The sequence below is a fragment of the Corallococcus sp. CA049B genome, from assembly GCF_003611685.1.
Lineage (GTDB): Bacteria > Myxococcota > Myxococcia > Myxococcales > Myxococcaceae > Corallococcus > Corallococcus coralloides.
In genome coordinates this window covers 1-15,511 of the sequence record NZ_RAWC01000214.1, presented here as the reverse complement: position 1 = coordinate 15,511, position 15,511 = coordinate 1, and the positions used below count along the sequence as shown (strand labels likewise).

Below are 15,511 nucleotides of genomic sequence, written 5' to 3'. Positions count from 1 at the left end.
GGCGGGGAGGGCGGACGCGGGCGTGGTGTACGCGACGGACGCGGCGCAATCGAAGAAGGTCCGGGTGGCGTTCACGGTGCCGGAGGGGGACGCGCCGCGCATCGTGTATCCGGCGGCGGCGCTGATGCAGGGCAAGGCGCCGCGAGGCGGGCTCGCGTTCGTGCGCTTCCTCCAGACGGAAGGAGCGCGGAAGGAGTTCCACCGGCTGGGCTTCCTGGACGCGAGCACGGAGAAGGACGCTCCGGACGCGGGAGTGACGGGCACGGCGCCGGGCGGCTCGAAGTCACCGGACGCGGGAGTGACGGGCACGGCGCCGGGCGGCTCGAAGTCACCGGACGCGGGAGTGGCGGGCACGGCGCCGGGCGGCTCGAAGTCACCGGACGCGGGCAAGGGGCATCCTTCACCGTGATGGACGAGGGGCTGACAGGGCTGGTGCTGTTCACGGTGGCGGTGGCGGCCTTGGCCACGGCGCTCATCCTGGTGCCGGGCGTGGCGGCTGCGTACGCGCTCGCGCGTTGGAGGGGACCGGGGCTCGGCGTGGTGGAGACGGTGCTGGCCCTGCCCTTGGTGCTGCCTCCGACGGCGGTGGGACTCGTGCTGCTGGAGTTGCTCGCGCGGGACTCGGTGTTGGGACGGATGCTGGATGCGCTGGGCGTGGAGGTGGTGTTCACGCCGAAGGCGGTGGTGCTGGCCAGCGCGGTGATGGCGTTCCCGCTGCTGGTGCGCTCCGCGCGCGCGGGCTTCGAGGAGGTGGATCCACGGCTGGTAGCCGTGGCGCGCACGCTGGGGGACACGCGCATGCGCGCCTTCTTCCGGGTGACGCTGCCGCTGGCGTGGCGCGGAGTGCTCACGGGCGCACTGCTCGCATTCTCACGGGCGTTGGGAGAGTTCGGCGCGACGGTGCTGGTGGCGGGCAACATCCCGGGCAGCACGCAGACGTTGTCGCTGGCCATCTTCCAACGTACGCAGGTGGGGCAGGACGCGGAGGCGCTGAAGCTCGCGGGCATATCGGTGGTGCTCGCGTTCGGGGCCATGTACGTGACGGAATTCGTAACGCGGCGGCGCGGGGCGCGGGGGCTCGCGTGATGGAGCTGTCCCTGCGGTTGCCCCTGGCGCGCTTCACGCTGGAGGTCGAAGCGCGCTTCACGTCCGCGTCGGTGGCGGTGCTGGGGCGCTCGGGCTCCGGGAAGACGTCACTGCTGGAGGTGCTCGCGGGCCTGCGGCGGGGAGCAACAGGACGCGTCGTGGTCGATGACCGCGTGCTCCTCGACTCGGCCGCGCGCGTGGACGTTCCGCCCGAAGCGCGCCGCATGGGTTACGTGCCGCAGGACGCGCTCCTCTTTCCGCACCTCACCGCGGGACAGAACGTGCGCTTTGGCGTGCGCGCAGGACGTCCGTCGCGTGTGGATGAAGCCGTGCACCTGCTGGAACTGGAGCCGCTGCTGCACCGCTACCCGGTGACGCTGTCCGGAGGCGAGAAGCAGCGGGTCGCCCTGGCTCGGGCGCTCGCCACCGACCCGGCGCTGCTGCTGCTGGATGAACCCCTGGCCGCGCTGGACGTCGCGCTGAAGGAACGCGTGCTGCCGTACCTCTTGCGCGTGCGCGACGAAGCCCGCGTGCCCCTGCTCTACGTGACCCACCAGCTCGGTGAGGCACGGGCCCTGGCTCGCGAAGCCCTGCTGCTGGATGGCGGCACGGTGAAGGCCGTGGGCCCCGCGGACACGGTGCTGGGCACCGTGGCGCGAGGCCTGCTCACCAGTGAGCCCGAGGAGAACATCCTCGAAGGCGCGCTGGAGCATCCCGGGTCCGGAGGCACGCGGCTGCGAGTCACGGACGGCCTGTCCCTCTGGGTTCCGGACGCGCCGGAACTCCCCCAGGGAACCCGCGCCGCCTACGCCGTGCCCGCCGAGGACATCCTCCTGTCCACCGGACCGCTGACCGGCGTCTCCGCGCGCAACGTGCTCGAAGGCACGGTGACGAAGCTGGAGGATGCGGGGGGAGGGGAGTGCGCGACCCACGTGGACGTCACGGGTGTGCGCTGGGTGGTCCGCCTCACGCACGCCGCCGTGCGCGAGCTCCACATCGCACCGGGGCTGAGCGTGTACCTCGCGGTGAAGTCCTCCGCCTGCCATCGCCTGGCGGGGCGGACCTCCTGAGCAGTTGGCCAGAGGCTCGTTGAGGAGGTCCGGGACCTGAAAGGACTCCGCGAGAGACGCGTCTCGCGGAGCCCAACGGGGAGCCAAGGCCAGTCCAAGGTGGTTTCGCGGACGGCAAGGCGGAGTCACCGGCAGAGGCGGCCCGCCGGGCGCGCTGGCTCAAAACCTGTCCGACAGTCGGACAGGTTTTCGCCGCACGATGCCTGAACCCGCGAACGTGTCCGACTGTCGGACAGGTTTGCATCGCTCGGGACCGGAGGGTGCCCCCTTCCAGCAGGCGCCGCGGACGGTGGGGGCTCGCGCCCATGTCAGACCCCCATGGTTGGATGGCGATGCTGAGGCGAAGAGGGGGACGGGGATGGAGCGGGGCGGGCTCGTGGCGTACGTGGAAGCGCGGATTGAGAGCGATATCGCGCTGGGGCGGTGTCACCCGAGCGGACGATTCGCTTCCGAAGCGGAGATGGCACGTCGCTATGGGGTATGCCGGGGCACCATCCGCGAGGCGCTGCGGAGGTTGGCGGCACGGGGCCTGGTGGTGCAGCGCCCCGGGCGCAAGACGCGCGCGGTGGCGCTGGATGAATCGCTGACGCTGGAGAACCTGGGCGTGGCGCTGCATGACGCGCGCTCGCCGGACGCCCGGGGGCTCCTGGACGGGTATTTCAGCCTCAAGCGGCAGGTGCTGGTGGAGCTCCTGGTCGACTGCTGCGCGAAGGCCTCTCCAATGGCTTTGGGACAGCTGAAGGAGGCCTGCTTCAAGTTGCAGGACGCGGCGCGATGGGAGTCGGGGGCCTGGTGCGCGCAGATGGAGTTCGAGTTGCTGCGGTTGGCGGCTCGGGTGGCCGAGCGTCCTGGGTACATGCTTCTCGTTCAATCCCTGCAACGGGCCTTCCTGGGAGGCGCGGCCCGGCTGCAGCCTCTCATGGGTGGAGAGTTGCTGCGCGAGTGGGCTTGGCGCGCGATGGGGGCCCTGGATGAGCGCGACGCGCGGGCGCTTCAGCACGAGCTGCCGGTGCTGCTGAAGGCGTGCGACGCCCGTGTGCTGGATGCCTTCGCTCCCGTCCCCCAGGAGCCGCCCTCCTCCAAAGACGCGTGCTCTCAGGAAGCGCCGTTCAGCGCTCCCGCGTCAGACCCTGCGCCGTGCGGCGCGCCGAAGGCATGGCCCGATGTGGACGAGAGAGACCCTGGCGAGCGTGTGTCAGCCGCAGAGAACATCGGGGCTCTCGGGGGCGCATTCTGTTCCCAGGCAGACGCCCTCCACCTGGGGCTGGAAAGTGAGGCGCTGTTGTCTCCAACCGCCCCAGGGCCCGTTCTCAGCGAACTCGCGGGTGATGGCACCGGGGCGGACGAGCAGGCCGCGGCCTCGGAGACCCTGGCCGACTGTTGGATTGGAACGCTTCATGAGACCGGGGGCCGTCTGGGCGGGTGGATGGCGCGACTCTGGCGCTTCATGGTCCATGCCCTGAGGCCACCTGCTTCGTGCTCGGATCACCGGGGCTTCAGCGCCCGCGCGCCTCCGCTTCGAACCGCTGATGGGCGGACTTCATCCGCTCCAGCGCGTCCAGGAGGCTGTGCTCGATGTCCTCGCGCTGGGCCTGCACCAGGGCCTCCGGAGACCCCAGGCGCTCCAGCAGGTCCAACTGCATGAAGAACTCCTCGCACTGCCGGTGGCCGCTCCTGCCATCCAGGTACTCGCCTGCCCGCAGCAGGAAGTCTCCCCAGGAGATGGACCCGCCACGGTGGCGAAGGAGCAGGCCCGCCAGGTGGTCCGCGTCCTCCACGTCCCGCTCCTCGACGGTGAGCGGCTGCGCAAGGTCCGGCATGTCGAGGAGCAATCCGAGCGCCCTGTCCGCATCCGGTGCCGTGCACAGCTCCAGCAGCCAGCGCGGTGGGGCGTCCAGCTTCATCACCCACGCATCCGCCCAGGCGATGAGCTGCTGGAGCCCGACGAGCCCCGTCCTCACCATCACCGCGACGCGCGCGACGGCGACCGGGTCGAACGGGGTGCCATCCCTCACCGCTTCGCTCCCGTCTTCTTCACCCCGCCGCGTCCCGCCGGCTTCGCGTGGTAGCCCTCCACGCGCATGCCCAGTTCATGGACCACGGACATCGCCGTGTCCTGCGGGATGCGCGTCTCCTTCAGCTTGTTGCGCGCGGGGTCCAGCACCAGGCCCGTGGCGCCGGAGAAGTCCGTCCGGGTCAGCGTGCAGCCGCGGAAGTTGCTTCCGGTGAGGTCCGCGCCAGTGAAGTCCGCGTCCGTCAGGTCCATGTCGAAGAAGTTCGCCTCCCGCGCCACGCAGCGCACGAAGGACGTCTGGCGCAGGCTCAGCCCCACGAAGGAGCTGTACGGCATGGCGCACTCCTCGAAGTTCACCTCCGGGTTCGCCGCCACGCCCGTCCAGTCGATGCCCATCAGCTTCGAGCCCTCGAAGCGCACGTCCCGCAGCCGGATGGCGTTGAAGTTCGCGCGCGTCAGGTTGCAGCCCTGGAACGCGCACGCCTCCAGCAGCGCCTCCTTCCACCGGCTCTCCTGCAGCTCGCAGTTCACGAAGGTGCACCGGTAGAACTCCTTGTCACCCAGGTCGACGTTCTGGAGGTCCAACCCCTCGAACGTCTCCTTCTCGAAGGAGTCCTCCTGCTGGAGCCGCTTCACCACCGCGCTGTCGTCCTGGACCATGGCGGCCTTATACCGGCCCGCTGTCATGCGCGCGCGGGTGAGCCGCCACTGCACCGCGAAGGACCCGGCGACAGCGCACCGGGCCCCCCACGGCCTTCACGCTACTTGGACACCAGCACCAGCACGCCACGGCCGCACAGGCCGTAGTTCGAGGCAATCTGGTCCGCGGTGCCCGGGTTGAGCAGCACCTGATTCGCGCCCCGGCTCTCAATCCACGAGCAGGTGTCCGTCACCCGGTACCACTGCTTGCCGTTGCCGGGCGAGGGCAGCACGAAGTTCACGTTGCCGGACCAGCCGTTGTACGCGACGTAGATGGCGTTCACCGTCTCACCGGAGAACTCCGACGCGTCGATGCGGTAGGCCAGCGCGTGGTTGCCCGCGTCGTTGAAGTACGACGCGTCCGGCGTGGCGCCGTCCGGCTTGAACCAGGCGTGCTGCACCAGCCCGTTCCCGTTGCCGTCCGTCGTCGCGTAGAACGACGCCGGGCGCAGCGCGGGGTGCGCCTTGCGGAACGCGATGAGGTTCTGGGCGAACAGGCGGAAGTTGGACTGGTCCGCGCTCCACGCGTAGTCCAGCCAGTTCTTGTTCGAGTCCAGGTTGTACACGTTGTTGTTGCAGTACTGCGTGCGCAGGAACTCGTCACCGCCGGTAATCATGGGCACGCCCGCGCTCAGCATCAGGAACGCCAGGCCGTTGCGCGCCGCCTGCCGCTGGAGCGTGGCGCTGCCGCCCTGGTCCCAGCTGTGGTTGCTGTCCTCGCCGCCGTCGGACGGGCCGTAGGGCCACGGCTGGCTGTTGTCCTTGCTGTTGCACGAGTACAGGTCCTTCAGGGTGAGGCCGTCGTGGGCCACCATGAAGTTCACGGACGCGGCCGGCTTGCGGCCGTCATCCTGGTACAGGTCCGACGAGCCCGCGAAGCGCGTCGCCAGCTGCCCCGGCGTCACGTTCTCCACGCCCATCTGGTTCTGGTCCTTGCGGAAGGTGTCGCGGAACGCGCCGTTCCACTCCCGCCACTTCGCCGGGAAGTTGCCCACCTGGTAGGAGTTGCCGCCAATGGCCCACGGCTCCGCGATGAAGTCCGTGCCCGCGCCGCCTCCTTCCGGCCGCGGATCCAGCTGCGTGGTGATTTGGTTGAGCGCCGTGTTCGGGTTGTCGCGGTTGTACTCGAAGCCGCCGTGCGTGGTCGTCTCGTGCTCGTAGATGTTGCCCAGCACCGACGCCAGGTCGAACCGGAAGCCGTCCACGCCCAGCGTGTCCTTCCAGTAGGACAGCGAATGCAGGATGACGTTGCGGGCCGTGGGGTTGAACGTGTTGAAGTTGCCGCCCACGCCCGTGTTGTCCCAGTTGAACTGCATGTCCTTCGTCAGGCTGTAGTACGTGGGGTTGTCCAGGCCCCGGTACGACATGACGTTGTACGTGCTCGGGTCACCGTTGATCCACGCGCCGCCCTCGCCGGTGTGGTTGTAGACCACGTCCACCAGCACCTTGATGCCGGCGTCGTGGAACGCCTTCACCATGGCCTTGAACTCGCGCGTGGGGCCGCCCGGCGTCTGGTCGCAGGCGTAGCGGCGGTCCGGCGCGAAGTAGCTGAGGTTCATGTAACCCCAGTAGTTGTCGCCCGCGGTGCTCGCGACCTTGTCGTTGTTGCCGTTGTCCGTCTCGTGCAGCGGCAGGAACTCCACCGCCGTCACGCCCAGCGCCGCCAGCTGCGCGGCCTTCTGGCCCGCCGTCTTGTAGGTGCCCAGACAGGCGGCATCCAGCCCGGAGCCCGTGTCCTGCTTCGTCAGGCCGCGCAGGTGCACCTCATAGACGATGTCGTCCTTGAAGGCGCGCGCGGGCTTGGTGCCGGTGGACGTGGTGTCCGGCGGCAGCACGATGCTCTTGGGCGCGAACGGGCCGCTGTCCTTGTAGCGGTGTGACGGACCGGACGCGAACACCGTGGCGTCCGCGTTGCTGGGGTTCACCGGGTCGTGCGACAGCTCCAGCGCGTACGGGTCCCACAAGAGCTTGTTGGGGTTGAAGCGGTTGCCCGCGGAGTCCACGTCCGCGATGAAGCCCACCGTGTTGTTCGTCTTGCTCCAGCTGGAGTTGTACGTCCAGTTGGGGCCCCACGCGCGGTAGCCGTAATAGACGGTGCCGGTGACGCCGTAGCTGTTCTTCAGCGTGGCGACGGAGGCGGTCTTCGTCCAGACGTTGGTCGTCGCGTTCTTCGTCATCACGTAGCTGACGCGCTCCTGCGCGCCCTGCGCCGTGTTGTAGATCCACACCTCGATGCGCGTGGCGCGCGACGAGTACACGTTGAAGGTGATGTTGGCCTGCGTGGCGTCGTACTTCGCGCCCAGCGTCCAGGTGAGCAACTCCTGCTCGCGCTGCGCGAGGTCCTCCGCGGCGGGCGCGGCGGGGGCGGGGGCTTCGTCAGGCGTTTCAGGGGTGGCGCAGGAGACCAGCGCCGAGGCGAAGCCCACGGCGACGAGGGGATGCCACCGCGTGAGCCAGGGGCTCCGGCGGTGACGACGGGGAGGGGTCATCATGGATGTGGCTCCAGACGCGGCAAGCGAGGGTCACGACCGCTGCAAGGCCACCGGGCCCGCGACTACCCGGGGCCCGCCCGGTTCACCACCCCCACGACGGTGAAGTCAACCGCACGTTCCCCCACTCGCGCCCCCCGGTCCGCTCGCGTGTGACGCAGGACATGGCCCGGTGCGTCAACGCGGGTGACCTCCCTCCTGAAACAGGGAGGTCACACGCCGGAGCCGCGCTCAGGGCGCGGGGACGACCGGCGGGGGAGCGCAGGTCTTGTTGGTCCCGCACACCAGGTCGCGGGCGCAGTCCTCGTCGCCCACGCACTTCGTGCCCTGGGCGCAGTCGTAGCCGCTGCCGCCCGTCATCCCGCTCACCCGGAAGCCCGAGTTGGTGATCCTCTCCGTGATGGTCTGGTTGCCGATGGAGCCCTGGAGCTTGTGGGTGAGGTTCACGGTGATGGTGCTGGACGCGGAGATGGCGGCCTCGATTTCAAAGGGCTCCTCCACCGCGTTGATGGCGTTCCGGATGGCTTGCGCGACCTGCGCCGCCGGCGTGTCGGACGCGAGCACGACCCGCTGGTTGGCGTTGTTCTTGAGCTTGTTGTCGCGGTCCACCTCGAAGGTGACGGGCGTGTTGATGCCGTCGCTGATGGTGAACGTCTCCTCGTCGAACATCTGCGAGCCCGACGAGGCCGTGATGGTGCCCGTCGCCACCGTGAGCGTCTTCGCCTTGCAGTTGGCGCTGCACGAGCCGCAGATGAGGGTGTTGCCGTCGTCGCAGGCCTCGTTGGTCGCGTCCTGCACCCCGTCCCCGCAGACGTTGCCGCCGAGCATCAGGGGCGTCTGGCAATCACTGCTGCACCGCTGGCAGTTGGCCTGGCCGTAGGGGCAGGAGGACTCCGTCTGCGTGTTGCCGTCGTCGCACTTCTCGTGGGCCGGGTCCACCATGCCGTCGCCGCAGACGTTGCCCGTGACGGGGCGCAGCTCCTTGCAGTCGCCGCGGCACACCTGGCAGCTCGCCTGCCCATAGGGGCAGGAGGACTCCGTCTGCGTGTTGCCGTCGTCGCAGACCTCGTTCGCGGCGCTGGGATCCTGCACCCCGTCACCGCAGACGTTGCCGCCGAGCATCAGGAGCGTCTGGCAATCACTGCTGCACCGCTGGCAGTTGGCCTGGCCGTAGGGGCAGGAGGTCTCCGTGGTGGTGTTGCCATCGTCGCACTTCTCGTGGGCCAGGTCCGCCACGCCGTCGCCGCAGACGTTGCCCGTGACGGGGATGAGCTCCTTGCAGTCACCGCGACACACCTGGCAGCTGGCCATGCCGTAGGGGCAGGAGGACTCCGTCTGCGTGTTGCCGTCGTCGCAGACCTCGTTGGTGGCGTCCTTCATGCCGTCGCCGCAGACGTTGCCTTGGAGCGGGAGGACGCTCTGGCAGTCACCGCTGCACTTCTGGCAGCTGGCCTGGCCGTAGGGGCAGGACGTCTCCGTGGTGGTGTTGCCGTCGTCGCAGGCCTCGTGGTCCGCGTCCTTCACGTTGTCACTGCAGATGTTGCCCGTGCGCGACAGGCTCTCCTTGCAGTCGAAGCGGCACACCTTGCAGGTGGCCTGGCCGTAGGGGCAGGCGTCCTCCGTCTCGGTGTTGCCGTCGTCACAGGCCTCGTTCGCGGTGTCCCTGGCGTTGTCGCCGCAGACGTTGCCCTTCAGCGCCAGCGCGGTCTTGCAGTCGCCGCTGCACGCGTCGCAGGTGGCGGTGCCGTAGTCGCACGCGGTTTCCGTCCGCGTGTTGCCGTCGTCGCAGGCCTCCGGGCGCTCCGGCCCGTTGACGTTGACCACGCTGTCGCCGCAGATGTTCGGCTTGCAGGTGCCCAGGCAGTCGTCGTCGTCGCGCGTGTTGCCGTCGTCGCACTGCTCCTTCGCCGCCGTGTTGGTGACGCCGTCGCCGCAGGCCGTGGGGGTGCAGTCCACGTCGCAGATGGCGGAGTTGGGCCCGTCGTCGCACTGCTCGCCCGCCGCGGTGTTGAGGTACCGGTCGCCGCAGGCCGCGGGCGTGCAGTCCGCGTTGCAGGTGCGGGAGTTGCCCGCCGTGTCGCACAGCTCGCCGCGCGTGATGTTGGTGAAGCCGTCGCCGCAGAAGGCGATGGTGCAGTCCGCGTCGCAGGTGTTGCTGTTGACGGGGCCGGGGTTGTCGCACTGCTCGCCGGAGGACGTGTTCACCACGCCGTCGCCGCAGGCGCGCAGCGTGCAGTTGGCGTTGCAGTAGGCGGACTCGCCCTTGTCGTCGCACTGCTCGCCCGCGGTCCGGTTGACGATGCCGTCACCGCAGACGCGCACGGTGCAGTTGAGGTTGCAGGTGGCGGACTCGCCCTTGTCGTCGCACTGCTCCTCGCCGTCGCGCACGCCGTTGCCGCAGCCTTCCGCGGAGCGGCAGTCCGCGCTGCAGCCGTCCTCGCTGACGTTGTTGCCGTCGTCGCAGATTTCACCCTTGATGGTGTCCAGGACGCCGTTGCCGCAGGTCTCGTTGGACTTGCAGTCGGAGCTGCACCCGTCGCCGTTGATGTTGTTGCCGTCGTCGCACTTCTCGCCCTTGGCCACGTCCACGTAGCCGTTGCCGCAGCTCTCCTGGGAGCGGCAGTCCGCGCTGCACCCGTCGCCGCTGACCGTGTTGCCGTCGTCGCAGCGCTCCTCCTTGGAGGGGTCGGTGTAGCCGTTGCCGCAGACCTCGGTGGAGAGGCAGTCCGCGCTGCACCCGTCGCCGCTGGCGTTGTTGCCGTCGTCGCACTTCTCGCCCACGGCCGTGTCCGTGACGCCGTTGCCGCACAGTTCGTTGGAGTTGCAGTCCGCGCTGCACCCGTCGCCGTCCTCGGTGTTGCCGTCGTCGCACTTCTCGTTCGTGACCCGGTCCACGACGCCGTTGCCGCACGTCTCGGTGGACTGGCAGTCGCGGCTACAGCCGTCGCCGTCCACGACGTTGCCGTCGTCACATTGCTCGGAGCCCTGGATGACGCCGTCGCCGCAGTCCGTGGAGATGCAGGTGGCCTGGTTCGCGGCGCACTTCAGGCCCTCCGGGCACACCAGCCCGGCGGGGCAGTCCACCGTGGTGGGCTGGAAGCAGGAGGAGAGGAGCAGGAGCGGCGCGGCCAGGAGCAGCAGGGCGCGCGCCATGGAGGAAGGGGAGACGCGTGTCATGCGGGAGCCTCTAGAAACGGAACGTGGCCACGGCACCGCCCGAACCCGCGCCGAGGAGCGGCGTGACCTGCACGGTCGCCGCCTCCTGGCCCGGTTCGATGCGGTACGGCTTGGGTTGGTTGAGGACGGCGAGCACCGCGCCGGTGACGATGACCGCGCCGCCCACGGCGTACCCGGCGATGGCGCCGGTCTGCATCAGGTTTCCCCGCGAGCGCTCGTCGGCGACGGCGGTGGGCGGCACGCAGCCCCCGCATTCGGCGATGCCGGACTCGAAGGCGCGGAAGTGGTCGCGGGACTGGAGGTGCAGGAAGGTGCTGCCGCCCGCCACGGCCACGCCCGCGCCCATCACCAGCCAGGGCATCGCGGCGGACCAGCGGCGCTTGTAGCGGATGAGGTCGTCGGAGGTGAAGAGCTTCAGGTCCAGCGTCGTCGTCTCACCGGGCAGGAGCGTGCGGCTCTGGTCGCTGGGCACGTAGCCCGCCATCGTCGCGGAGATGCTGTGCGCGCCGGGGCGCACCAGCGCCTCGTAGCGGCCAGGGGCCACGAACAGCGTCTGGCCGTCCAGGGTCACCGTGGCGCCGGGCGTGGCGCAGGTGATGGCCACCCGCGCGAGCTGCTTCTCCACCAGCGTCTTGTAGTTGCGCGCGTACTCGTACTTCTCCTTCTCCAGCGGCGCCGGTCCGAAGCGCAGCGCCGCCACCAGGTGCTCGTGCACCTCCACGGGCTGGTCCAGGTTCATCAGCGCCAGCGCGAGGTTGTAGTGGATGGCCGGGTGGTCCCAGCGCGCCAGCGCCTGGCGGTACTTCTCCACCGCCTGCACGAAGATGGACTCCTTCAAGAGCGCGTTGCCTTCGCCGAACAGCGCGAGCGACGCGTCCTGGTCCGTCTTGGAGATGCCCTTCGCCCAGGGGCGCTCGTCCGCGCCGGGCTGCGAGCCCTCCAGCGTGCTGCTGGCCTGCTCCTGCTGGGGCTCCACGGCCTTCGGCGTGGGAGGCGGAGGCATGGGGATGGACTCGGTGAGGGGCGTGTCCGAAGGGGCCGGCGCGGCCTCGGTGGCGGTGGGCTTGCGCCGCCGCTTCGAGGTGCCGGTGCCGGACAGCTTCTTCTTGCCCGTGGCCGTTGAAGCGGTGGCCTTCTTCTGGGCGCCCGCCGTCTTCGGCACGCCCGCCTTCTTCGTGCTCCGGGACGTCTTCGTGGTGCGGGTCCGTGGCGCCGGCTCCTGCGCCAGCGCGGGCACGGACTCCAGCGCCAGCAGCACCGACAACACGAACGCGGACCTGCTCATCACCCTGTTCAAGATGCTTCTCACTTCAGGACCTCGATGACCGGACTGCCGAGCTGGGATTGCAGACGGGAGACGCGCTCCTTCTCCCGCTTGAGCAACGTGGAGAGTTCCTCCGCCGCGCGGAGGGCCTCCTCGCGGGCGTCGCGCGCGGACTCGGCGCTCTCCTCGGCGCGCTTCTTGGCGAACCGGGCGCGCAGCTGCGCTTCCTGGGCGCGCTTGAGCGCGGACCCCAGTTCGTCGTTCTTGCTGAGCAGCTCCTGGTTGGCCAGCGCCACCTGCTCGTTGGCAGACTCCGCCGCCTGCTGCGCCTTCTGGCGCTCCAGCTCCTTGGCCTGCACCTCGGCCAGCCGCTGCTTGGCCTCGGCCTCCGCGCCGCGGGCGTTGGTCTCGGCGGCGCGCGCGATGAGCTCCGCCGCCTGGGCCGCCTGGGCCTGCTTTTCGGCCTCCTGCTGCGCGTTGCGGATGACGACGAGCGCCACCACCGCCGCCACCACCAGGAGCCCCAGGAACGTCGCGCTGCCGATGAGCAGCGCCCGCTTCAGCCGGCGCCCCTTCTTCGCCTGCGCGAACACCGCCGTGAGGAAGTCCTGCTGCAACCGGGGCAGCTCTCCCCGGTAGCGCCGCTGGAAGCGCTGGGCCTCCTCCACCAGCTCACCGCGCCACAGCAGGTGCGCGTCGAAGTTCTTGCCCTGCCACTGCCGGGCCGCGTTGCGCAGCTGCTCCAGGAACGCGGAGTCCTCCTGCCCTTCATCCAGCCAGCGCCGCAGCGTGGGCCAGCTGTGCAGGAGCGATTCGTGGACGATCTCCACCGTGGCGCCCGTGGCGCCGCCGCCGGTCTGCACCACCAGCAGGCGCGCCTGCACCAGGTGGTCGATGAGCCGCTGCATCTCCCCCGTTTCCCGGGTCAGCTCGCGCAGCTCGTCCAGGGACACGATGGCGCGCGTGCGCTCCGGGGTGACGAGCCGCAGGAACAGCGCGCGCACCAGGGTGCGCTCCTGCGTGGACAGGCTCTCCAGCACGCTGTCCGCGTGGCTCGCCAGCGCGCCCGCGATGCCGCCCATGGCCTGATAGGCGCTCTCCGTGAGCAGCCGGTGGGTGACGTCGCGCGCCTCCCACAGCTGCGTGGCGGCGAACTGCAACAGGGGCAGCGCGCCCTGGGACGCGTCCAGGTGCTCCAGCATGCTGGACACCATGGCGGGGCTCTCGAACTGGTAGCCCGCGCGCTCCGCCGGCTGCACCAGCGCGTCCTTCAGGCCTTCGCGGGCGGGCGCGGTGAGGAAGAAGAGCCCCTGGCTGAGCTCCGCCATGAAGCGCTCGTCCTCCGGCACCCGGTCCAGGAAGTCCGAACGGATGGAGAGGATGACGCGGATGGGCGTGGTCGCGTCGTCCGCGATGCCGGACAGGCACGCGGTGAAGGCCAGCCGCTCCTGGGCGTCCGGCACCAGCGTGTAGAGCTCCTCGAACTGGTCGATGAAGAGCAGGATGCGCCGCTTCTCCCTCCGCGCGCGGCTGCGCAGCACGTTGCCCACGTAGCCGGGCTCCGCGCGCAGCCGCTCCACCACCCGCTGCTGCTCCACCAGGTCGTCCTCGATGGTGGTGGACGAGCTCATCAGCGGCGCGACGATGCTGGCCAGCGCCGACAGGGGGCTTCTGCCGGGGCGGATGACCAGCGCCTCCCACGGCGTGCCGGACCGCTTGAGCACGGGCACCAGGCCCGCGCGCACGAACGACGACTTGCCCGTGCCGGACGGGCCCACCACGGCCAGCAGCGGCCGGTCGTTGATGCGGTTCACCAGCGCGGCGATTTCACGGGTGCGGCCGAAGAAGCGGTCCGCGTCCGCCTCCTGGAAGGAGCTGAGGCCCGCGTACGGGCTCTCGTCCACGCGCAGCTCGCGGCTCATGCGGCCGGGCAGGAAGGGCTCCAGCGCGCGCAGGAGCGACGCCGCGTCCGGATAGCGCTCCTCCTTGCGCTTGAGCAGGCAGCGGTCCACCACGGCCGCCAGCTCCAGCGGCACGTCCGGCGCCATGCTCCGCAGCGGCGGCATGGGCTCATCCAGCATGCCCGTGACCATCAGCTGCGGGCCGCGCAGCGGATCCAACGGGTGCTTGCCGGCGAGCATGCGGAAGAGCATCAACCCCACGGCCCAGATGTCCGTGCGGTTGTCCACGGCCACGCCAATGCCCCACTGCTCCGGGGACATGAAGGCCATGGTGCCCATGATGGCGCCCTTGCGGGTGAGGTTGGACACGTCCTCGCCCATGCCCTCCACCGAGTGCAGCCGCGGCTGGCCCTGCGGGCCGCCCGGGGCGGCTTCCGCGGGCTCGTCGCCCTGGAGCACCTTGGCGATGCCGAAGTCGAGCACCTTGATGGCGCCCGAGTCCGTCACGACGATGTTCTCCGGCTTCAGGTCGCGGTGGACGATGCCCTGCTCGTGGGCGCACTCCAGCGCCCGCACCACCGGCACCATCAGCTCCACCGCGCGCGCGGGCGGCAGGCGCTGGTTGCCCAGCACCTTCGTCAGCGGCTTGCCCTGCAGGTACTCCAGCACCATGAACGGGCCGCCGGTGAACTCGCCGACCTCGTAGATGATGACGATGTTCTCGTGGCTGCACCGCGCCGTGGCCCGCGCCTCCAGGATGAAGCGCCGGGTGATGTCGGCGTCCTCGCTGTGCAGGAACTTGATGGCCACCCGGCGCCCCAGCCGCACGTCGCGCGCCAGGAACACCGTGCCCATGCCGCCGGAGCCCAGCTCGCGGATGAGCTCGTAGTGCTGCAGGCGCATGCCCGGGCGCAGCGCGTGGCCCTGGATGGAGGGATGGGTGTTGTTGCCGGTGTCACCGGTGCCACCCGTGCCCGGACGCGACGGCCCGTCCCACGTGGACGAACCCGTGTTGGAACGGGACGGCGGCTCCACGGGCGCGGGAGCGGCTCCGAAGAGCGACTCCACGTCCGCGGCCTGTGTCCGGTCCGAAAGGTCCGAGGACACACCCGTCACGCCCACCGCGGGAGGCTCCCGCCGCACGGCACCTGCTTCGTTCTTCATCATGTCCGGCCACTTTTCCCGCGACGCATTCACAGCCATGGCGCGACCCGGGCACCTCCGCCCGATGCATCCATGCGCTGGCTACAGCCCCCCGGCCCTTCCGCCACGGAGCGGAATCATACACGGACACTGAACCGCGGACACTTCACGTCCCTGCGTCAGTGGCGTGTCTGTTTTGACCTTGGGGGGCAGGAAGGCAGACGGGCCCAGGGTGCAACGCCTTGTGACATCCACTCGCACACGCACGCGGAGAGTCATTGCGCCGCCGCGACACGAAGTGTGTCGGCCGCATGCGTCGTTCCATAACGAAGGGACTGTTCTTGTGACGCGTATTGTCATTGCAGGGGTTCGCCAGAGTGAAAGAAGGCGGGTTTCAGTAAAAATCCAATCAATCTGTTTTCCTTGATTGAAACAGGGAATCGATGGTTACTTGGATTCCCATGGTTCCTTCCACTTCGACCGAGACGCCCGCCTCCGGCCCTTCGCGACGGCGAGGGATGCCCTGGGTGTTGGCGGGCGCGGGCCTGGCGGCCGTGTTGGCGGCCGTGGGGCTGGTGTGGCGTGGCGGTGACGACCCACAGGCGCCGGCCGCGGTGGTGGCCCCCGTCAATGCCACACAGTCCGGGGGCTCGCAGGGCGGCGGTGGG

9 protein-coding genes and 1 pseudogene are annotated in these 15,511 nt (G+C 69.8%); 4 read left to right on the top strand and 6 right to left on the bottom strand.

The window, feature by feature from the left end; translation table 11 throughout:
• The 4 genes and pseudogenes from D7W82_RS41885 to D7W82_RS42610 all read left to right on the top strand — a co-directional run.
• Positions 1-409: substrate-binding domain-containing protein (locus tag D7W82_RS41885; RefSeq protein ID WP_233588058.1), on the top strand; the 409-nt coding region annotated here is incomplete at its 5' end.
• The gene (gene modB / locus D7W82_RS32000; RefSeq protein WP_120621946.1) at positions 409-1,086 is read left to right on the top strand and encodes a molybdate ABC transporter permease subunit; all 678 of its coding nucleotides are present in this window, start codon (positions 409-411) and stop codon (positions 1,084-1,086) included. The genes D7W82_RS41885 and modB, both read left to right, overlap by 1 nt.
• A complete protein-coding gene (gene modC / locus D7W82_RS31995; protein WP_120621944.1) occupies positions 1,086-2,156 on the top strand; it encodes a molybdenum ABC transporter ATP-binding protein in 1,071 nt (356 codons plus the stop codon). Before modB ends, modC begins: the two co-directional genes overlap by 1 nt.
• A gap of 199 nt (positions 2,157-2,355) precedes the next feature.
• Positions 2,356-2,655 (top strand): annotated as a pseudogene (locus tag D7W82_RS42610) (hypothetical protein); the annotation flags it as partial.
• Between the two features lie 997 nt (positions 2,656-3,652).
• Here D7W82_RS42610 and D7W82_RS42605 read toward each other — a convergent pair.
• The 6 genes from D7W82_RS42605 to D7W82_RS31965 form a co-directional block, all read right to left on the bottom strand.
• Positions 3,653-4,171 carry a hypothetical protein gene (locus tag D7W82_RS42605; protein WP_370451096.1) on the bottom strand — a complete coding sequence of 173 codons (519 nt, stop codon included), beginning with the start codon at positions 4,169-4,171 and terminating at the stop codon, positions 3,653-3,655.
• Positions 4,168-4,830 (bottom strand): pentapeptide repeat-containing protein, encoded by a 663-nt coding sequence (locus tag D7W82_RS31985; protein ID WP_233588057.1) that lies wholly within the window; start codon positions 4,828-4,830, stop codon positions 4,168-4,170. The genes D7W82_RS42605 and D7W82_RS31985 overlap by 4 nt, the downstream gene beginning before the upstream one ends.
• A gap of 101 nt (positions 4,831-4,931) precedes the next feature.
• Positions 4,932-7,361 (bottom strand): isoamylase, encoded by a 2,430-nt coding sequence (locus tag D7W82_RS31980; protein WP_120621942.1) that lies wholly within the window; start codon positions 7,359-7,361, stop codon positions 4,932-4,934.
• Positions 7,362-7,589: 228 nt separating this feature from the next.
• On the bottom strand, positions 7,590-10,535 hold the full coding sequence (locus D7W82_RS31975) for a DUF4215 domain-containing protein (RefSeq protein WP_120621941.1): 2,946 nt from the start codon (positions 10,533-10,535) through the stop codon (positions 7,590-7,592).
• A gap of 10 nt (positions 10,536-10,545) precedes the next feature.
• Positions 10,546-11,820: a PEGA domain-containing protein gene (locus D7W82_RS31970; protein ID WP_120621940.1), complete on the bottom strand. Its 1,275-nt coding sequence runs from the start codon at positions 11,818-11,820 to the stop codon at positions 10,546-10,548.
• Positions 11,821-11,840: 20 nt separating this feature from the next.
• Positions 11,841-14,867: a protein kinase gene (locus tag D7W82_RS31965; RefSeq protein ID WP_233588056.1), complete on the bottom strand. Its 3,027-nt coding sequence runs from the start codon at positions 14,865-14,867 to the stop codon at positions 11,841-11,843.
• Positions 14,868-15,511 lie beyond the last annotated feature (644 nt).

Excerpts from the sequence above, each read along its gene's own strand:
- D7W82_RS31980 (WP_120621942.1), bottom strand. The coding sequence starts at position 7,361 with ATGATGACCCCTCCCCGTCGTCACCGCCGGAGCCCCTGGCTCACGCGG.
- D7W82_RS31975 (WP_120621941.1), bottom strand. The coding sequence starts at position 10,535 with ATGACACGCGTCTCCCCTTCCTCCATGGCGCGCGCCCTGCTGCTCCTG.
- modB (WP_120621946.1), top strand. The coding sequence starts at position 409 with ATGGACGAGGGGCTGACAGGGCTGGTGCTGTTCACGGTGGCGGTGGCG.
- D7W82_RS31965 (WP_233588056.1), bottom strand. The coding sequence starts at position 14,867 with ATGATGAAGAACGAAGCAGGTGCCGTGCGGCGGGAGCCTCCCGCGGTG.
- D7W82_RS31970 (WP_120621940.1), bottom strand. The coding sequence starts at position 11,820 with ATGAGCAGGTCCGCGTTCGTGTTGTCGGTGCTGCTGGCGCTGGAGTCC.
- D7W82_RS31985 (WP_233588057.1), bottom strand. The coding sequence starts at position 4,830 with ATGGTCCAGGACGACAGCGCGGTGGTGAAGCGGCTCCAGCAGGAGGAC.
- modC (WP_120621944.1), top strand. The coding sequence starts at position 1,086 with ATGGAGCTGTCCCTGCGGTTGCCCCTGGCGCGCTTCACGCTGGAGGTC.